This window comes from Microbacterium testaceum (assembly GCF_020781835.1).
Classification (GTDB): domain Bacteria; phylum Actinomycetota; class Actinomycetes; order Actinomycetales; family Microbacteriaceae; genus Microbacterium; species Microbacterium testaceum_H.
Map to the genome: position 1 here is coordinate 98,740 of NZ_JAJGNJ010000007.1, position 19,588 is coordinate 118,327.

Consider the following 19,588-nt stretch of genomic DNA (forward strand, 5'->3'; position numbering starts at 1 on the left):
GGTACTCCACATCTTGGCCGAGAGCGCGCGCGGCGGCCAGAGCCGGTCGTCGGTCAGGCGAGCGCGGCGGGATCCGTCGTCGGCAGGGCGCAGGTGAAGGCGCGACAGTCGTACGCGGTCGCCTCGCCGCCGCGGGAGACCTTGCCCTCGAACAGCTCGAAGCCGGCGCGGGCGAATGCCTCGGCCTGCCCGGGGGACACCACCGCGACCACGTCGGCGACGACCCGGCGGGCGGCATCGGCGAGGGCGGCATCCGTCTCGCCCACCACGACCACCTGCCGCGGGGGCGTGGCCAGGCCGAGCGCGACGTCGAGGATCGCCCCGTACGCCAGCGGCGCGCCCAGCGCCGCGGGCGCCGCGGCGCGGACGAGCGATTCCGCGGCCGCGCGGTAGCGCTCCCCGGCTCCGAGACGCCACAGGTCCGACGCCGCGGCGGCGAACGCCGACGGCCCCGACGGTGCAGCCCCGTCGCTGGGAACGCCCTGCGGCTGCATCCCCTGCAGGGAGAGCACCGGGTCGCCTCCCCCGGGCGGATGGATGCCGTCCTCGACGAGGCACGCGTCGACGAGAGCGCGGGCACGCTCGGCGTACGCCACCTCGCCGGTGACGCGCGCGAGGGCGAGCAGCCCCCGGGCCAGCCCGCCGTAGTCCTCCAGGGTCGCCGGTGCGGCGGAGCGGATCTCGTCCAGCGACGCACGGCGGAGCGTTCCGTCCTCGGCGACGTTGTTCTCCAGGACCGTGTCGGCGGCCCAGCGCGCGGCCTCGACGAAGCGCGGGTCGGTGCGGGAGCCGGCGACCGCGAGCGCCGCGATCGCGTGCCCGTTCCAGCCGGTGACGACCTTGGCATCCAGAGCGGGCGGCACGAGCTCGGCGCGATCGTCGGTGCGGTAGTACCCGCCCTCCGAGCGCTGTCCGTCGATGATCGACTCGGAGTCCTGCGCCGCGGCGATCCCACCGGACGGCAGCTGCAGCACGTCGACGAGGAAGCGCGCCGTCTCGGCGGCGATGTCGTCCTCGCCCGCGGCGAGGGCGACCTCGATCAGCCCGGCATTGTCGGTGAGCATGCGCTCGTAGTGCGGCACGGTCCAGTCGCGGCGGGTGGCGTAGCGGAAGAATCCGCCCTCGACCGGGTCGCGCAACTCCGACCCGGACATGGCCGAGAGAGCACGGGATGCCACGCCCGCCGCACCGGGGACGAGGGACGCGAGCGCGGGGTGCTGCAGCAGGCGCAGCACGGGGGTATTGGGGAACTTCGGGGAGTCGAGGGAGGCCCCGGCGGCGAAGCCGCCGAACTCGAGGTCCTCGCGGGAGACCACGTCGGTGACCGCGTTCGCGAGCACGTCGGCGTCGGGGATCGCGTCGGCGGCGGCGGGCGCCGCGGCGGCCAAAGCCTCGCGGAGCGACGCCCCCGTGGCATCCACTTCTCCGCGCCGCTCGGTCCAGGCCTCGCGGACGGCGCCGAGCACCTGCCGGAAGGAGGGCAGCTGTCCGCGGGGTTGGGGCGGGAAGTAGGTGCCGGCGTAGAAGATCCGCCCCTCGGGCGTCGCGAACGCGGTCAGGGGCCAGCCCAGGTGCGGCGTGAACGCGGATGCCGCGTCGAGGTAGGCCGCGTCGACGTCGGGGTGCTCCTCGCGGTCGACCTTGATCGCCACGAACCCGTCGTTGACGAGCGCGGCGGTCTCGGCATCCTGGAACGACTCCCGCGCCATGACGTGGCACCAGTGGCACGTGCTGTAGCCGATGGACACGAGCACGGGGACGTCGCGCGCGGCCGCGACGGCGAACGCCTCGGGCCCCCACGGGAACCACGCGACGGGGTTGTCGGCGTGAGCCCGCAGGTAGGGGCTCGAGGCGTTCGCGAGGCGGTTCAGCGTCTCATCCGTCCTCAGTTGAGGTCGTCGGGGTGGGTGCCGACGCGGCCGGAGTCGTCGCCGGGGTCGATGGCGTCGATCGCGGCCATCTCGTCTGCGCTGAGCTCGAAGTCGAACAGGTCGAAGTTCTCCTCGAGGCGCTCGCGGCGCACCGACTTGGGGAAGACGATGAGGCCGTGCTGGATGTGCCACCGCAGCACCGCCTGCGCGGGCGACTTGTCGTGGGCGTCCGCGGCGTCGACCACGGCGGGGATCTCGAACAGGTCGTACTTGCCCTGGCCCAGGGGTCCCCACGACTCGATGTGCATGTCGTGCTCGGCACCCCAGGCCCGGATCTCGCGCTGGCTGAGCGCCGGGTGCAGTTCGATCTGGTCGACCACCGGGGTCACGCCCGTCTCGGCGACGATGCGGTCGAGGTGCGGCACGAGGAAGTTCGAGACGCCGATCGACCGGGTCTTCCCGGCCTCGCGGATCTCGATCATCTTCTGCCAGGCGTGCACGTAGTTGTCGTTCTTCGGCGTCGGCCAGTGGATGAGGTACAGGTCGACCGCGTCGAGACCGAGCTTCTGGAGGCTCTCGTCGATCGCGGCGTGCGGCTCTTCGCCGTCGTGGCGGTCGTTCCAGAGCTTGGTCGTGACGAACAGTTCGTCGCGCGGGATGCCGCTGGCGGCGATGGCGCGACCGACACCCTCTTCGTTCTTGTAGATCGCGGCGGTGTCGATGTGGCGGTAGCCGACCTCGAGGGCCTCGGACACGGCGCGCTCGGCGTCGTCGGCGGGAACGAGGAACACGCCGTAGCCGAGCTGGGGGATGGAGTTTCCGTCATTGAGCTGGACAGAGGGAACAGTCATGCCTTCAACCCTAGGAGCAGCCACCGACAACGGGGGCGGGGTTGACGCCCGGCTACGACAGGGGCGCGGCATGGGCTGCGCGCGCAAGCGCCTCGGCGACCAGGCGCACGTTCTCCACCACCGATCCGGCGGTGACACGCACGCGCGGTCCGGCGGCGGACCCTTCCGTCTCGACCACGAAGGGCGATCCGGCCGCGATCCCGATGCCTTCGGCCGCCGCGTGCACGAGGGCGGCGCGTTCGTCGCGCACCGGCATCCAGAGGTTGATCCCGTCGGGATCGCCCACGTCGATGCCGAGGCGCCGCAGGGCCGCCGCGACCCGGTCCAACCGATCGCGGTAGATCAGGCGCGCGGTGCGCACGGGAGCGGTGGAGCGCGGATCGGTGAGCAGTTCGTACAGCACCGACTGCAGCAGTCGCGACGTCCACCCGGGGCCCAGCATGCGGCGGCGGACGATGCGGTCCACGATCGCCGCCGGCCCTCCCAGCGCCGCGATGCGCAGGTCGGGTCCGTGCGACTTCGAGAAGCCGCGCACGTGCACCACCTGGCCGGGGAGCCACAGGGCCAGCGTCACCGGCGGCGCGCTGGCGATGAGGGCGGAGTGGTCGTCCTCGATGACGGTGACCCGCGTCCCGCCCGGGACGCTCAGCAGCACGTTCGCCAGCCGCCGGGCGCGCTCGATCGACATCGACACCCCGGTGGGGTTCTGCGCGCGCGGCTGCAGCAGCACCGCCGTGGGCCCCAGCGCGAGGGCGTGGGCGAGTGAGGCGGGCAGGATGCCGTCGGCATCGGTCTCGAGGGGTACCGGGACGGCGCCCGCGGCCTCGATGAGGTCGAAGAAGTAGGGGAAGCCGGGCGACTCGACCGCGACGCGATCGCCGAAGCGCACCACCTGATCGAGCGTGCGGGAGATGCCGTCGAGGGCGCCGTCGACGACCGTGAGCTCCTCGACGCCGCGTACCGGCCACTGCTCGCGCAGGACGTCGTACAGGTCGGGCAGCACGGGCAGGTCGTGGTACCGGCCCGTGTCGGCCCGTGGGCGGGCCAGCGTCAGCGCCCGCTCGATCGAGGGCAGCATCGCCGGATCGGGCGTGCCCAGGGACAGGTCCAGTCGGGGGGCCGTCGGGCCCTCCCCTCCGGCTCCCAGCCCCCGCGGCGCCCCCGGCATGCGGTCGGCGGACATGCCCTGCACGCGCGGGCTCAACCACTCGCGGCGCTCGGCGCGGACGAACGTGCCCGCCCGGCCGCGCGAGGAGACCACGCCCGCGTCCGCGAGCGCCCGCCACGCCGAGGCCACGGTGCCGGTGGACACCCCCAGCGCCGCGGCGACCTCGCGCACGGTCGGCAGTCGCGCGCCCGGCGCGAGCGTGCCATCGCTGACCAGCCGGGCGATCTCGGCGGCCAGACCGGCGGGGGTGCGGTCGACGAAGGCATCGGGCGGGATCATCCGGCCCCCAATTTACGGCGGTGTCACTCGTGGAAATCGTGGAGAAATGTTCACGCGCGACAGTAACAGAACCGGGCGACGACGGCCCGGAGGAACGAGGGGACCATGACGACGGTACGCGCCGCGATCACGCAGACCACCTGGACCGGCGACAAGGCATCCATGCTCGACAAGCACGAGCAGTTCGCCCGGGATGCCGCGGCGCAGGGCGCCGAGGTCCTGTGCTTCCAGGAGTTGTTCTACGGCCCCTACTTCGGCATCACCCAGGACCAGAAGTACTACCGCTACGCCGAGCCCGCCGACGGTCCCATCGTCCAGCGGTTCGCCGCCCTCGCGAAGGAACTCGGCCTGGTCACCGTGCTCCCCATCTACGAGGAGGCCCAGACCGGGGTGTACTACAACACCTCCGTGCTGGTCGACGCCGACGGCACGGTGCTCGGCAAGTACCGCAAGAACCACATCCCGCACGTGGAGAAGTTCTGGGAGAAGTTCTACTTCCGCCCGGGCAACCTCGGCTACCCCGTCTTCGACACCGCCGTCGGCAAGGTCGGCATGTACATCTGCTACGACCGGCACTTCCCCGAGGGCTGGCGCGAGCTGGGCCTCAACGGCGCTCACATGGTCTTCAACCCCAACGCCACCAAGCCCGGCCTCTCCAACCGTCTGTGGGAGGTCGAGGGACCGTGCGCCGCGGTGGCGAACGGATACTTCGTGCTGCAGCCCAACCGCGTCGGCCGCGAGGACAACGAGTACGGCGACGAGGCGGTCACCTTCTACGGCACGAGCCAGGTCATCGACCCGCGCGGCAACCACGTCGGCGCGCTCGGATCGGACGAGCACGAGGAGATCCTCGTCCGCGACCTCGATCTCGACCTCGTCCAGCAGATGCGCGACGACTGGCAGTTCTACCGCGACCGTCGCCCCGACACCTACGGCGAGATCGTGGAGGCGTGAGATGACCACGACCCTCCTCACCGGCGGCACGGTGGTCTCGGCCACCGGACGCACCGCGGCCGACGTCCTCATCGACGCAGACACGATCGCGGCAGTGCTCGCACCCGGCTCCACCCTGCTGGGCCACGACCTCGCGGCATCCGTCGACCGCGTCATCGACGCGACCGGGAAGTACGTCATCCCCGGCGGCATCGACGCCCACACCCACATGCAGCTGCCCTTCGGTGGCACGAGCGCCTCCGACACGTTCGAGACCGGCACCCGCGCCGCCGCGTGGGGCGGAACGACGACGATCGTCGACTTCGCCGTGCAGCGCACCGGCGAGCGCATCCAGGACGGACTGGCCCACTGGCACGAGCTGGCCGCCGGCAACTGCGCGATCGACTACGGCTTCCACCAGATCGTCGGCGGCGTCGACGCGGATTCTCTCGCCGCCCTCCCCGGCCTCGTCGACGAGGGCGTCTCGAGCTTCAAGATGTTCATGGCCTACCCCGGAGTGTTCTACGCCGACGACGCGCAGATCCTCCGCGCCATGCAGGTCGCCGCTGACACGGGGCTGCTGACGATGATGCACGCCGAGAACGGACCGGTCATCGACGTCCTCGCCGAACAGCTCGTCGCGAAGGGGAAGACCGACCCGTACTTCCACGGGGTCGCCCGAGCGTGGCAGATGGAGGAGGAAGCGACGCACCGCGCGATCATGCTGTCGCACCTGACCGGTGCGCCGCTCTACGTCGTGCACGTGAGCGCGAAGCAGGCGGTCGAACAGCTCGCGTGGGCGCGCGACAACGGCCAGAACGTGTTCGGCGAGACCTGCCCGCAGTACCTCTACCTGTCGCTCGAGGACCAGCTCGGCGCCTCCAGCGAGGAATGGGGCGCGTTCGAGGGAGCCAAGTGGGTGTGCTCCACCCCGCTGCGCTCGAAGCACGAGGGTCACCAGCACCACATGTGGCAGGCGCTGCGCACGAACGACATCCAGATGGTCTCCACCGATCACTGCCCGTTCTGCATGAAGGACCAGAAGACCCTCGGACTCGGCGACTTCCGTGCGATCCCCAACGGCATCGGTTCCGTCGAGCACCGGATGGATCTGATGTACCAGGGTGTCGTGACCGGGCAGATCACGCTCGAGCGGTGGGTCGAGCTGACCAGCACGACCCCCGCGCGCATGTTCGGGATGTACGGCAAGAAGGGCGTCATCGCCCCCGGCGCGGACGCCGACATCGTCGTCTACGACCCGGCGGGTCACACCTCGATCGGCGTCGGCAAGACGCACCACATGAACATGGATCACTCCGCGTGGGAAGGCTTCGAGATCGACGGGCACGTCGACACGGTCATCTCGCGCGGCAAGGTCGTCGTCGACGACGGCGCGTACCTCGGCACCAAGGGTGACGGACGCTTCGTCAAGCGCGGCCTGAGCCAGTACCTGGTCTGAGAGGGGCACACATGGATTTCGGCGTCGTCCTGCAGACCAACCCGCCCGCGGCCCGCACGGTGCAGCTCTCGCAGCTCGCCGAGGCGCACGGGTTCAGCCACGTGTGGACGTTCGACTCCCACCTGCTCTGGCAGGAGCCGTACGTCGTGCACTCGGCGATCCTCGCCGCCACGCGTCGCGTGACCGTCGGCCCGTTCGTGACCAATCCCGCCACCCGCGACTGGACCGTCACGGCATCCACGTTCGCCACGCTCAACGAGATGTACGGCAACCGCACCATCTGCGGCATCGGCCGGGGCGACTCGGCGGTGCGCGTCACCAACGGCCGCCCGACGACCCTCAAGGCGCTGCGCGAGTCGATCCACGTCATCCGCGAGCTCGGCAACTCGCGGGCCGTGGAGTACAACGGCGCGACACTGCAGTTCCCGTGGAGCCGCGGGTCGAAGCTCGACGTGTGGGTCGCCGCCTACGGCCCCCTCGCGCTCAAGCTCACCGGTGAGGTCGGCGACGGCTTCATCCTGCAGCTGGCCGACCTCGACATCGCCGAGTGGATGATCGCGACCGTGCGCCGCGCGGCCGAGGAGGCCGGGCGCGACCCGGACGAGATCGCGTTCTGCGTGGCCGCGCCCATGTACATCGGGGAGGACACCCCCGAGAGCCGGGCGCACATGATCGAGCAGTGCCGCTGGTTCGGCGGCATGGTCGGCAACCACGTCGCCGACATCGTGGCGAAGTACGGCGGCGACTCCGACGTGCCCGCCGCCCTCACCGACTACATCGCCGGACGCACGGGCTACGACTACAACTCGCACGGCAAGAGCAGCAACGACCACGTCGACTTCGTCCCGGACGAGATCGTCGAGCGCTTCTGCGTCCTCGGCACCGCCGAGGAGCACATCGCCAAGCTCGAGAAGCTCCGCGCGCTGGGCGTGACGCAGTTCGCCGGATACCTCCAGCACGACAACAAGGAGGAGACCATGCGGGTGTACGGCGAGACCGTCATCCCCGCACTCACTCCCCCGGTGACGGCCAAACGGTGACCGACCAGGCGATCGCCCCGGGGTCGGTGACCTCGATCGCCCCCGAGGACGGCGGCGGGATGCCACGCGCCCGCCGTCGACGCGGGGCGGGCACCGTCGTGCGGGTGGCGTGGGGGGTCGCGGGCGTCGCGGCCGTCATCGCGATCTGGGAGCTCTACAAGCTGCTCGGGCCCGCGGACGGCGTCACCGTCGGCGGGGACGGATCCGCCGGATCCGGCGTCATCCTCCTCCCGCGCACGCACGACCGCGCCATGCCGCATGTCTGGGAGATGGTCGCGCGCATGTTCGCGCCGACGAGCGGCGGCGACACCCCGCCGCTGATCGTCTCGGTGCTCGAGGCCGCCGGGACCACCCTGGGCCTGGCGGCGCTGGGCTGGCTGATCGGCGTCGCCGTCGGAGGCATCCTGGGCATCGTCATGCAGCGCTGGCGACTGGTCGAGTGGGGCCTGCTGCCCTGGATCGTCGTGAGCCAGATCGTGCCGCTCATCGCCTTCGCCCCCGTCGTCAACGCACTCGGCAACCAGATCGACCGCGCCGGGGTGTTCCCCTGGCCGCAGTGGTTCTCGGTGGCGCTGATCGCCTCGTACCTGGCGTTCTTCCCCGTCGCCATCGGCATGCTCCGGGGCCTCGAAGCCCCGGACGCGCTCCACCTCGACCTGTTCCACGCGGGTGCGGCCGGCTGGTGGTCGACGCTCGTGCACCTGCGGCTCCCCGCCGCCGTACCGCACCTGCTGCCGGCCCTGCGCCTGGCCGCGGCCTCCGCCGTCGTCGGCGCCGTGGTCGCCGAGGTGTCGATCGGGCTGCGGGGCGGGATCGGGCGCATGCTCATCCAGCTCGCCGGACAGGCGTCGTCCGATCCGGCGGCGCCCTGGGCACCCACGTTCGGCACCGTCGCCATCGGGCTCGTCGCCGCCGCGGGCGTCGCGCTGATCGGTGTGACGCTGCACCGCTTCCGTCGCGGAGAGGAGATCCGATGACCGTCCCCGCCACCGCCGTCCACGCCTCGGGCGTAGGGAAGGTGTTCCCCTCCACCGGTGGTGAGGTGACCGCCCTCACGGGGGTCGACCTCGACGTCGCCGCCGGAGAGTTCGTCTCGCTCATCGGCCCGTCCGGCTGCGGCAAGTCCACGCTGCTGCGCCTCATCGCCGACCTCGACACCCCGAGCACCGGCGACCTGGCGATCTTCGGCAAACCCGCCCGGCAGGCGCGCATCGACCAGGACTACGGCATCGCCTTCCAGCAGGCGGGACTGCTGCCGTGGCGCACGGTCGCCGCGAACATCGCGCTCCCCCTCGAACTGCACCGGTGGAGCCGCGCCCGCCGAGACGCGCGCGTCGCCGAGCTCGCGGGCCTCGTCGGGTTGTCGGAGTTCGTCGGACGCTACCCCGACCAGTTGTCCGGCGGCATGCAGCAGCGCGTCGCGATCGCCCGCGCGCTGGCGGCGTCGCCGCAGCTGCTGCTCATGGATGAGCCCTTCGGCGCGCTCGACGAGATGACGCGGGAGCGACTGCAGACCGAACTCGCCCGCATCTCCGCCGAGACGGGCGCCGCGGTGGTCTTCGTGACCCACTCGATCCCGGAGGCGGTGTTCCTCTCCGACCGGGTCGTCGTCATGAGCCCGCGGCCGGGGCGGATCACCGAGGTCGTCGACACGCGCCCGGGGCGTCCCCGCGACGAGGCGCTGCGCGAATCGCCCGAGTACTTCGCGCGGGTGACGGCGGTGCGCGAAGCGCTGCACGGCGCTCCCCTCCAGCGGGCGAACGAACGATGACCGTCACCCGGCTCCCCTCCTGGCTGCGCATCGCCGCCCCGGTCGGCGTGGGCCTGCTCGGGCTCGGCGTGTGGTTCGCCTACGTCGCCTCGGGGAGCGCGCCGCGCATGCTGCCCGATCCGGGCGCGATCCTCCTCGAGGGCGTGGAACGCTTCCCCCTCATCGTCGACGCCGCGGCGATCACCGGCACCAACGCCCTCGTCGGCCTCGTCGCCGGGACCGTCGTGGCCGTGGCCCTGGCCGCACTCGCCGCGACGTGGCGTCCCGTGGACGGGATGACCGCCCCTCTGGTGGCCGCGCTCGCGGTCGTACCGATCGTGGCCATCACACCGATCCTCAACACGATGTTCGGCGCGTCGAGCCAGTTCGGGCGGCAGGCCGTCGCGGCGATCGCCGCGTTCGTCCCCGTCTTCGTCAACACCCTCCGCGGACTGCGGCAGACCCGGCCCGTCCAGCGGGACCTGTTCACCGCCACCGCGGCCAGCGGTGGCCAGACGTTCCGGTTCCTCACCCTCCCCACCGCGCTGCCGTACCTGCTGACCGGCATCCGCGTCGCCGCGTCGCTCGCGGTGATCTCCGCCCTCGTCGCCGAGTACTTCGGCGGCCCCTCCGACGGCATCGGCACGGCGATCGCCACCTACGCCAAGTCCGGGCGCGCCGCCCTGGCCTGGGCGTTCGTCGGCGGCGGCATCGTGATCGGTCTCGTCTTCTTCCTCGTCACCTCGCTGCTCGAACGCGTCGTCGCACGACGCCTCGGCGCGGGGCGTCCGCCGGCCTGACCGGCATCCCTCCCGTCCGCCCTCGACAGAACAGGTTCCACCCGCTCCACACCTGCACCACCCGCACCCGAAAGGACTCCCATGACACACAGCACACGTCGCGCCCTCGGCGCGGCTGCGGGGATCGCCGTGGCATCCCTCGCCCTCTCCGCCTGCGCCGGCGGCTCCGCGCCCGAGGCATCCGAGGACGGCGATTTCACGCCGCTGACCTCGGTGAAGCTGCAGCTGCAGTGGCTGCCGCAGGCGCAGTTCGCCGGCTACTACGTCGCCCTCGAGAAGGGCTACTTCACGGAGGAGGGCTTCGACGAGGTCGAAATCATCCCCTCCGGCGGCGACATCGTCCCGCAGGACGCCCTCGTCGCCGGCGATGTCGACTTCGCCGTCGCGTGGGTGCCCAAGGTCCTCGGCACCATGGAGAACCAGGGTGTCGAGCTCACCGACATCGCCCAGGTGTACCAGAAGTCCGGCACGACCCAGGTGTCGTGGAAGGACTCGGGCATCACCAGCGTCGAGGACTTCGAGGGCAAGCGCATCGGCTCGTGGGGCTTCGGCAACGAGTGGGAGATCTTCGCCGCGATGGCCGACAAGGGCCTGGACGCCTCGACGGTCCAGATCACGACGCAGGACTTCTCGATGAACGCGCTCCTGGACAAGGACGTGGATGCCGCCCAGGCGATGACCTACAACGAGCTGGCGCAGCTGCTGGAGACGGTCAACCCGGCCACCGGCGAGCTGTACACGATGGACGACATCAACGTCATCTCGTACGAGGACACCGCCGGTGCCATGCTCCAGGATGCGATCTGGGCAGACACCCAGCGGCTCGCGGACGACCCCGCGTACGCCGACGCCGCCACGCGTTTCCTGAAGGCCGTCATCAAGGGGTGGGTGTTCGCGCGCGACAACCCCACCGAGGCCGCCGACATCACCTACACGGCCGCGACCGCTCCCGGCGTGAGCGCGTTCCCCGTGGGCCCGGTGCACCAGCTGTGGCAGATGAACGAGGTGAACAAGCTCATCTGGACCGGCGGCGACTTCGGCCTGATCGACTCCGCCGCGTGGGACAAGACCGTCCAGGGCGCGCTCTCCGCGGTGAACCAGGACGGACTCAACCTCATCACCACCGAGCCCCCGGCGTCGGCGTACTCGAACGAGTACATCGAGGCCGCGCTGGCAGCGCTGGAGGACGAGGGCGTCGCCGTCGACGGCGAGTACACGCCGATCGAGGTGACGCTCACCGAGGGCGGGCAGTAATGCCACACGGGGCGGTCGGTTCCGCGGCCGCCCCGTGTCTCACCGTGTTCTCGGGGGGGGCGTGGTTGACTACCCGGATGAGGCAGCCTCCCGCGCAGCACGCGCGCCGCACGCCCGTCTCGGGCTGGCGCCGCGGAGCCAAGGCCCTCGCGATCGTGCTGACCGTCGCGGTCGTGGCCGCCGTCGCCGTCGGCGGCTTCTACGCCTGGTCGCTCTCGCAGCGCCTGCAGGAGGCGGCCGTCCCTCTCCAGGACGCTCCCGCCCAGCCGCCGGCGTTGAGCGCGTACGACGAGGCGTTCTCCGTGCTCGTGGTCGGCACGGACGAGTGCGACGACCAGGTGAAAGAGGCGTTGGGTGCCCGCTGCAGCGACCCCGAGAACGACGGGGCGCGCAACGACGTCAACATGCTCGTCCACGTCTCGACCGACCCGCGGCGGGTGACGGTGGTGTCGTTCCCGCGTGACCTGCAGATCCCCATCCCGGAATGCACGGCCCCCGACGGCACACTCTTCGAAGGCGCGTTCAAGGCCCCGATCAACAGCTCCTACGAGGACGGCGGCCTCACGTGCGTCGCCGACACCGTGTCCGAGCTGAGCGGCCAGAGCATCCCCTTCGCGGCGAAGCTCAGCTTCGGGAACGTCGTGAACATCACCGACGCGATCGGCGGCGTCGAGGTCTGCATCGGCGGTGACGGCATCGACGACCCCGACGCGGGAATCGACTGGGAGCCCGGACCCCGCGTGGTCACCGGCTACGACGCACTGGCTTTCCTCCGTACGCGGAAAGGCATCGGCGACGGCAGCGACCTCGCCCGCATCGGCAATCAGCAGCAGTACCTCTCGCGGCTGGTGAACAAGCTCCGCAGCGATGAGGTGCTGTCCAACCCCGGGACGCTCATCGCGCTCGCCAACACCGCGGTGAACAACATCACCCCCAGCGAGAGCCTCGCCGACCCGATCCGCATCGCGCAGCTGGCCTACACCCTCAAAGACGTCCCGTTCGAGGACATCACTTTCGTGCAGTTCCCGGTCGTCGACGATCCCGACGACCCGAACCGGGTCATCCCGGACGAGGCGGCCGCCGCGGTGCTGTGGGACGCCCTCGCGCGCAACGCGCCGCTGGCGCTCACGGGTGAGGCCGGAACCAACGGCGGCGTGATCGCCGACCCGTCCGCGCCGGCCCCGACCGAGGCCGCTCCCGCCCCCGCCGAGACGACCCCTGCCCCGGATGCCACCGGAGCCGACGCCGCGCCGGAGGTCGTCGAACTGCCGAGCAATGTGAGCGGCTCGAAGGCGAACCAGGCCACGTGCTCGGCCGGCAACGGCTGACCCCCACTCGGTCGCGCGGACGTGCGCGACGGAGTCTCGGCGCCGGAGTCAACCCTCGGGCCGATCCGCCCCCGCGGCGCGGTGATACGCGACGATCGACGGATGACGAATCCCACGCGGTCCGCGACGCTGCTCGTGCTGGTCGCGCTCGCGCTGTCCGGCTGCGTCCCCGAACCGGCGCCTGCGCCGACCGAGACGCCGACGCCCACACCGACGCGGACGGCGACGCCGACACCCACTCCGACGCCCGATCCCCTCGCGGGCCTGAGCCTGGAGGACAAGGTCGGGCAGATGTTCATGGTGGGCACCTCCGTCGACGGCGCTGACGCCACGACCCTGGCCGCCGTCCGAGACGACCGCATCGGGGGGATCTTCCTCCACGGACGGTCGGATGCCGGCACCGAGGCGACCGCGGCCCTGGTGGGCGGGTTCACCTCGGTGGTCGCCGCCGGCCAGCCCGAGCTCTGGGTCGCCACCGACCAGGAGGGCGGCACCGTGCAGGTGCTCTCGGGGCCCGGATTCGATCGCATCCCCTCCGCCGTCGACCAGGGGCGACAGGACGACGGCACCCTCCGCGGCAACGCCGCGACGTGGGGCCGCCAGCTCGCCCAGGCGGGCGTGAACATGAACCTCGCCCCCGTCGCCGACGTCGTCACGAGCCCGGACACCGCGCAGAGCAACCCGCCGATCGGCGAACTCGCGCGCGAGTACGGCTACGACGGCGCCACCGTCGCCGCCAAGGCCGGTGCGTTCGCGCAGGGGATGCGCGACGGCGGCATCCTGCCCACCTTCAAGCACTTCCCCGGCCTCGGGCACGTGGGAGAGAACACCGACACGAACTCGGGCGTCACCGACGTCGTCGTCACCGCCGACGGTCCCGATGTCGCCGTGTACTCCCGCGTCCTGCCGCAGGGCCCGGCGGTGGTGATGCTCTCCACCGCGATCTATGCCGAGATCGACCCGACCTCGCCCGCGGCGTTCTCCCCGACGGTCGTCGGCGTCCTGCGCGACACGGTCGGCTTCGACGGCGTCGTGACCACCGATGATCTCTCGGCCGCGCGGCAGGTGCAGCCGTGGTCTCCCGCCGATCGGGCGACGCTCGCCGTGGACGCGGGGATCGACCTGCTGCTCGTCTCGGCCGACTCGTCGGTCTACCCCGCGATGCGTCAGGCCGTGCTCGCCAAGGCCCAGGGTGACCCGGTGTTCGCGGCGAAGGTGGATGCCGCGGCCCGCCGCATCATCACCGCCAAGGCCGCGATGCCCTGACGGGAGCGATACGCTGGAAGGCTGTGTCTGCCGAACCCGTCATCGTCTACCCGCCCGAGCTGCCCGTCAGCGCTGCGCGGGAGGAGATCGCGCGCGCCATCCGCGACAACCAGGTCGTCATCGTCGCCGGCGCCACCGGCTCGGGCAAGACGACGCAGCTGCCGAAGATCTGCCTCGAGCTCGGGCGGACCTCGATCGCCCACACGCAGCCGCGCCGCATCGCCGCTCGGACGATCGCCGAGCGCATCGCCGAGGAGATGCAGGTCCCGCTCGGCTCGACCGTCGGGTACAAGGTGCGCTTCACCGACAAAGTGTCGGCCGACACGCGCGTGGCGCTCGTGACCGATGGCATCCTGCTGAACGAGATCCACCGTGATCGACTGCTGCGCCGCTACGACACGATCATCGTCGACGAGGCGCACGAGCGCTCGCTCAACATCGACTTCCTGCTGGGGTATCTGCGGCGCATCCTGCCCCAGCGACCCGACCTGAAGGTGATCGTCACCTCGGCGACGATCGATCCCGAGAGCTTCGCGCGCCACTTCGCCGCTGCGCCCGCCGAACCCGACGACGAACCGGTGCCCGCACCGGTCATCGAGGTGTCGGGCCGCACGTATCCGGTCGAGATCCGCTACCGGCCGCCCGGCGGCGCGGACCGCGCTCCGGAAGACGAGGGTGATTCGGCCCCGGATGCCGGCAGATCCACGCCGCGGCCCAAGAAAGTCCGGAGCCCGGCACCGGGCACGCGCGACACCGACGACGTCGACGAGGTCGGCGCCGTCGTCGCGGCCCTGCGCGAGCTCGACCGCGAGCCCGCGGGCGATGTGCTGGTGTTCTTCCCCGGCGAGGCCGAGATCCGGGACGCCGCGGACGCCATCCGCGGGGCGTACCAGAAGGATGCCGCCCCGACCGAGGTGCTGCCCCTCTACGGACGCCTCTCGGCCGCCGAGCAGCACCGTGTGTTCGAGCGGTCGACGGTCGCCGGCGTCCGCCGCCGCGTCATCCTCGCCACCAACGTCGCCGAGACGAGCCTGACCGTCCCCGGCATCCGGTACGTGGTCGACACCGGCACCGCCCGCATCTCGCGCTACAGCAACCGCTCGAAGATCCAGCGGCTGCCGATCGAGGCCGTGTCGCAGGCCTCGGCGCAGCAGCGCTCGGGCCGGGCCGGCCGCACGTCCCCGGGCATCGCGATCCGCCTGTACTCCGAGGACGACTTCCTCCGACGCCCCGAGTACACCGAGCCCGAGATCCTGCGGACGTCCCTGGCATCCGTCATCCTCCAGATGCTCTCGCTCGGGTTCGGCGACATCCAGGCCTTCCCCTTCCTGACCCCGCCCGATTCCCGCGGTGTGAAGGCCGCGTTCGACCTCCTCGTCGAGCTCGGTGCCGTGAAGCTCCCCGGCCGCGGTGACGAACGCGGCCCGCGGCTCACCGGCATCGGCCGCGAGATCGCGCGGCTGCCGATCGACCCGCGCTTCGCGCGCATGCTCCTCGAGGCTCGGACCGCCGGCGTCCTGCCCGAGGTCATGGCCATCGTCGCCGGCATGTCGATCCAAGACGTGCGCGAACGCCCCGAGGACCGGCGCGAGGAGGCCGACCGCTTCCACGCCCGCTTCACCGACCCGACCAGCGACTTCCTGTCGCTGTTGAACCTGTGGGAGTACCTGCAGGAGAAGCAGGCCGAACTCGGCTCGAGCGCGTTCCGACGACTGTGCCGCAGCGAGCACCTCAATTACGTCCGCGTGCGCGAGTGGGTCGACGTGCACCGGCAGCTGACGTCGCTGCTCGGAGCCGGCAGCACGGGGCGCGCCGGGGCTCCCTCCCAGAACCATGTCCCACGAAGTGCTGCCTCCCGACGCTCGCGACCGCACCTTTCGGGACATGCCCCGTCAGAAGTGGGACGAGGGCCGAACGGCGCCGGCCCCGAAGGGCACGCGCAGGGCGATGCGATCCACCGCGCGATCCTGTCGGGGCTCCTCTCGCACCTCGGCATCCTGGATCCGCGCACTCTGGCCCAGGCGAAGGACCGCAAGTCACCCGGCGAGGGCCGCCCGACGAAGGGCGAGTACATCGGCGCGCGCGGCGCACGGTTCGCGATCTTCCCCGGATCCGGGCTGAAGAAGAAGCGGCCGTCCGCGGTCATGGCGGCCGAGCTCGTCGAGACCTCGCGCCTGTTCGCCCGCACCGTCGCCGCCGTCGACCCGGCGTGGGCGGAGGAGCTGGCCCCCGATCTGGTGAAGCGCTCGCTGAGCGAGCCGCACTGGTCGAAGGATGCCGGCTCGGCCGCGGCCTATGAGAAGGTCACGCTCTTCGGCGTCGAGCTCGTCGGCCGTCGACGGGTGCAGCTCGCGCGGTTCGACCGTCCGCTCGCGCGGGAGATGTTCGTGCGTCACGCGCTCGTCGAGGGCGAGTGGGACCCGTCGGTGCTCGACAAGCGCCTCACCGCGTTCCTCCGCCGCAACCAGGAACAGCGCCGGCTGCTGGAGAAGATCGAGGAGCGGGAGCGCCGCCGCGACATCCTTGTCGGCGACGAGGCCGTGTTCGCGTTCTACGATGCGCGGATCCCCGCCGACGTCACCGACGTCCGCTCGTTCGAGACCTGGTGGAAGGATGCCTCCTCGCGGACGCCGCACCTGCTGGACCTGCGCGAATCCGACCTCACCGGCGACCGCGCCCAGGGCGACGACCGCGCATTCCCCGCGCGGTGGCGCCAGGGCGACCAGACGCTCAACCTCGCCTACCGCTTCGAGCCCGGTGCCCCCGACGACGGAGTGACGGTCGTCGTCCCCCTGCCGCTGCTCGCGCAGCTGCGGCCCGATGGGTTCGACTGGCAGGTACCCGGGATGCGGGACGAACTGGTCACCGCCCTGCTGCGCGCCCTTCCCAAGACGATCCGCCGCAACGTCGTCCCCGCCGCGGACTGGGCCGAGAAGTTCTCGGCCGAACTGGCCGAGAAGGGGCCCGAGCACGCGAACGGGCTGCCGACGTCGACGCTCGTCGACGCGCTCGCGGCGCAGGTGCAGCGCGTGGCGAACCAGCGGGTGAGCGCGGCCGACTTCGAGCTCGACCGGGTGCCCGGACACCTCATGATGTCGTTCCGCGCGGTCGACCCGCGCGGGCGGGCCGTCGGTTCCGACCGCGACCTCGGCGCCCTGCAGCGCCGACTCGCCGACCGGGCGCGCTCCAGCGTCGAGTCCACGATCGAACGTCCCCGCGCCACGGCCGCCGCCCGCGTCGCCGAGGCCTCGCCCGCCTTCGCCTCCCGCACGAGACTCACGACGTGGGACCTCGACGATCTCGCCGACGTCGTCGACACTCCCGTCGCCGGCGGCGTCGTGCGCGGCTACCCGGCCCTCATCGACGAAGGCGACAGCGTGGCGCTGCGCGTCGAGGCCACCCCGGAGGACGCCGCGCGGCACACCCGCGCCGGCATCCGGCGTCTCCTGCTTCTGGCCGTCCCCTCGCCCGCGTCGTACGTGCTCGACCACCTCACCGCGAACGAGAAGCTCGCTCTCGCCGCGTCCCCGTACCAGAACGCCAAGGCGCTGATCGAGGACGCGCGCGTGGCCGTCGCCGATGACGTCCTGCTGCGGGCGGCACCGACCGGGATCGTTCGCACCCGCGCCGACTTCGCGCGCGTGCGCGACGCCTTCTCGGCGGCGTCGGTCGACCAGACCTTCCAGGCGGTGTCGCTCGCCGCGAAGATCCTGCTCGCACAGCGGGAGGTCGACCGGGCGATGAAGGATGCCTCGTCGATCACGCTGCTCGGAGCCCTGAACGACGTGCGCGGGCAGCTGAAGGGCCTGATCTTCCCCGGCTTCCTCTCACGCACCGGCATCGCGCGTCTCGCGCATCTGCCGCGCTACCTCGCGGGTGCGTTGGAGCGGGTGAGGACGCTGCCCGACAACCCCGGTCGCGATCGCCAGCGCATGACCGAGTACGAGCGCGCCGCGGTGGCCTTCGCCGAGGCCGGGGGGACGCTGCCCCTGCCCGCCGATGCTCCGGCGAACCTCGTGCAGACGCGGTGGCTCCTGGAGGAATACCGCGTGAGCCTGTTCGCCCAGCGTCTGGGCACCGCCGAGCCCGTCTCCCCGCAGCGTCTGGCCAAGGCGCTCAAGGGCTGAGGCTCACAGGCCCAGCGCCGCGCCCCACTCCCGCAGCATCGCCTCGAGCGCGCGGCGCTGCGCGGGGGCCAGGGCTGCGAGCAGTCGCTCCTCGTTCGCGATGTGGGCGGTATAGGCCTCGTCGATCACGCGACGCCCGGCGTCGGTGAGGCGGATGACGCGTCCTCGTCCGTCGTCCGCGCTCCCCGAGCGGGCGACGAGCCCGGATGCCACCAACCGGTCGACGCGCTTGGTCACGGCACCGGTGGTCACCATCGTGTGCCGGGCGAGCTCGCCGGGGGCGGCGGCGAACGGTTCCCCGGTGCGCCGGAGCGCGGCGAGGAGGTCGAACTCCCCCTCGCCGAGCCCGAAGCGGCGGTACACCGCGAGCAGCTCCTCGCGGAGGGCGTCGGCCAGCCGGTGAAGACGCCCGATCACCTGCATGGGAGAGACGTCGAGGTCGGGACGCTCGCGCTCCCATTGGGCCACGATGGCGTCGACACGGTCGGGTGCGGTCATGGCATCCACTTTATCTTCCTTGGAAGCTATTATCTCTTCCATGGAAACTACATGGCGCGCGGTCGCCGTCACCGCGGTCGCCCCGATCGCCTGGGGCGCGACGTACGTCGTCACCCGGCACCTGCTGCCCGCCGACGCCCCACTGTGGGGCGCGGCGCTGCGCGCCCTTCCGGCCGGCGTCCTCCTCTGGCTGCTCGCCCGCCGGATGCCGCGCGGCGCATGGTGGTGGAAGGCGCCGGTCCTCGGCGCGCTGAACTTCGGCGGCTTCTTCGTCCTCGTGTACGTCGCCGCGCAACTGCTTCCCTCGTCGGTGGCCGCGTCGATCATGGCGCTCGCTCCGCTCGTCCTCGCGGGTCTCGCGTGGCCACTCCTACGCCAGCGCCCGACGACGCGGTGGGCGATGGGGTCGGTCCTCGGCATCGCCGGGGTCATCCTCATCGTCGGGCTCGGGGCGGGCGCCGTCCCGCCCGCCGGGGTTGCGGCATCCGCCGTCGCCCTGATCTCCTCGTCGCTGGGCGCGATCCTCACGACTCGGTGGCGCGACGACACGCCCCTGCTCGCGACGACGTCCTGGCAGCTCACCGCCGGCGGGATCGCGTTGGCTGCGGTCGCGTCGTTCGTCGAGGGAGCTCCGCCGACGGTGGATGCCACCGGCGTCGCCGCCTACGCCGGGATCGCGGTCGTGGCCACCGCCCTCGCGTTCGTGTGCTGGTTCGCGGGGCTGCGCCTGCTGCCGGCCGGGACCGTCGGACTGATCGGACTGCTCAACCCCGTGACCGGTGTCCTGCTGGGCATCGCGGTCGGCGGCGAGTCCCTCGGTCTCGGCCAGATCGTCGGCATCGGCGCAGTGCTCACGGCCATCGCGGTGTCACGTCCTCGACGCACGCGCACGGCCACGACATGACGAGGGCCGTGACGCCCCCACGTCCCGGCCCTCGCCTCGCCCCCCTCGGGCGGTGCACGG

General features: G+C 71.8%; 15 protein-coding genes. 11 read left to right on the top strand and 4 right to left on the bottom strand.

What is annotated here, in order from left to right; all coding sequences use genetic code 11:
- Window positions 1-53: 53 nt before the first annotated feature.
- The 3 genes from LL239_RS11640 to LL239_RS11650 are packed head-to-tail and all read right to left on the bottom strand — an operon-like array spanning window position 54 to window position 4,169.
- Window positions 54-1,889, bottom strand: a complete 1,836-nt coding sequence (locus tag LL239_RS11640) for a thioredoxin domain-containing protein (protein ID WP_308218580.1) — start codon at window positions 1,887-1,889, stop codon at window positions 54-56.
- Complete coding sequence (locus LL239_RS11645) at window positions 1,886-2,722, bottom strand: aldo/keto reductase (protein WP_228163601.1); 837 nt, start codon at window positions 2,720-2,722, stop codon at window positions 1,886-1,888. The genes LL239_RS11640 and LL239_RS11645 overlap by 4 nt, the downstream gene beginning before the upstream one ends.
- Before the next feature lie 52 nt (window positions 2,723-2,774).
- Window positions 2,775-4,169 carry an aminotransferase class I/II-fold pyridoxal phosphate-dependent enzyme gene (locus LL239_RS11650; protein ID WP_228163602.1) on the bottom strand — a complete coding sequence of 465 codons (1,395 nt, stop codon included), beginning with the start codon at window positions 4,167-4,169 and terminating at the stop codon, window positions 2,775-2,777.
- Between the two features lie 105 nt (window positions 4,170-4,274).
- On the opposite strand from LL239_RS11650, the gene LL239_RS11655 reads away from it, so the two are divergent.
- From LL239_RS11655 to hrpA, 10 genes are all read left to right on the top strand, one after another.
- The gene (locus tag LL239_RS11655; RefSeq protein ID WP_228163603.1) at window positions 4,275-5,123 is read left to right on the top strand and encodes a nitrilase-related carbon-nitrogen hydrolase; all 849 of its coding nucleotides are present in this window, start codon (window positions 4,275-4,277) and stop codon (window positions 5,121-5,123) included.
- A 1-nt stretch (window position 5,124) separates the two neighbouring features.
- A complete protein-coding gene (gene hydA, locus LL239_RS11660) occupies window positions 5,125-6,561 on the top strand; it encodes a dihydropyrimidinase (RefSeq protein ID WP_228163604.1) in 1,437 nt (478 codons plus the stop codon).
- An 11-nt stretch (window positions 6,562-6,572) separates the two neighbouring features.
- A complete protein-coding gene (locus LL239_RS11665) occupies window positions 6,573-7,601 on the top strand; it encodes a TIGR03842 family LLM class F420-dependent oxidoreductase (RefSeq protein WP_228163605.1) in 1,029 nt (342 codons plus the stop codon).
- Window positions 7,598-8,578, top strand: a complete 981-nt coding sequence (locus LL239_RS11670) for an ABC transporter permease (RefSeq protein WP_228163606.1) — start codon at window positions 7,598-7,600, stop codon at window positions 8,576-8,578. The genes LL239_RS11665 and LL239_RS11670 overlap by 4 nt, the downstream gene beginning before the upstream one ends.
- Window positions 8,575-9,372 (top strand): ABC transporter ATP-binding protein, encoded by a 798-nt coding sequence (locus LL239_RS11675; RefSeq protein ID WP_228163607.1) that lies wholly within the window; start codon window positions 8,575-8,577, stop codon window positions 9,370-9,372. The genes LL239_RS11670 and LL239_RS11675 overlap by 4 nt, the downstream gene beginning before the upstream one ends.
- Window positions 9,369-10,151, top strand: coding sequence for an ABC transporter permease (locus LL239_RS11680; protein ID WP_228163608.1), 783 nt, complete (start codon window positions 9,369-9,371; stop codon window positions 10,149-10,151). Before LL239_RS11675 ends, LL239_RS11680 begins: the two co-directional genes overlap by 4 nt.
- An 81-nt stretch (window positions 10,152-10,232) precedes the next feature.
- Window positions 10,233-11,405 carry an ABC transporter substrate-binding protein gene (locus tag LL239_RS11685; RefSeq protein WP_228163609.1) on the top strand — a complete coding sequence of 391 codons (1,173 nt, stop codon included), beginning with the start codon at window positions 10,233-10,235 and terminating at the stop codon, window positions 11,403-11,405.
- Window positions 11,406-11,482: 77 nt separating this feature from the next.
- Window positions 11,483-12,733: an LCP family protein gene (locus LL239_RS11690; RefSeq protein WP_228163610.1), complete on the top strand. Its 1,251-nt coding sequence runs from the start codon at window positions 11,483-11,485 to the stop codon at window positions 12,731-12,733.
- A 102-nt stretch (window positions 12,734-12,835) separates the two neighbouring features.
- Window positions 12,836-13,999 (top strand): glycoside hydrolase family 3 N-terminal domain-containing protein, encoded by a 1,164-nt coding sequence (locus LL239_RS11695; protein WP_228163611.1) that lies wholly within the window; start codon window positions 12,836-12,838, stop codon window positions 13,997-13,999.
- 23 nt (window positions 14,000-14,022) lie between these two features.
- On the top strand, window positions 14,023-18,126 hold the full coding sequence (hrpA, locus tag LL239_RS11700) for an ATP-dependent RNA helicase HrpA (RefSeq protein WP_228163612.1): 4,104 nt from the start codon (window positions 14,023-14,025) through the stop codon (window positions 18,124-18,126).
- Between the two features lie 3 nt (window positions 18,127-18,129).
- Here hrpA and LL239_RS11705 read toward each other — a convergent pair whose 3' ends face one another.
- On the bottom strand, window positions 18,130-18,624 hold the full coding sequence (locus LL239_RS11705) for a MarR family winged helix-turn-helix transcriptional regulator (protein ID WP_228163613.1): 495 nt from the start codon (window positions 18,622-18,624) through the stop codon (window positions 18,130-18,132).
- Window positions 18,625-18,664: 40 nt separating this feature from the next.
- Here LL239_RS11705 and LL239_RS11710 point away from each other — a divergent pair, with 40 nt between their 5' ends.
- Window positions 18,665-19,528 carry an EamA family transporter gene (locus LL239_RS11710; protein WP_228163614.1) on the top strand — a complete coding sequence of 288 codons (864 nt, stop codon included), beginning with the start codon at window positions 18,665-18,667 and terminating at the stop codon, window positions 19,526-19,528.
- The last annotated feature ends 60 nt before the right edge of the window (window positions 19,529-19,588 follow it).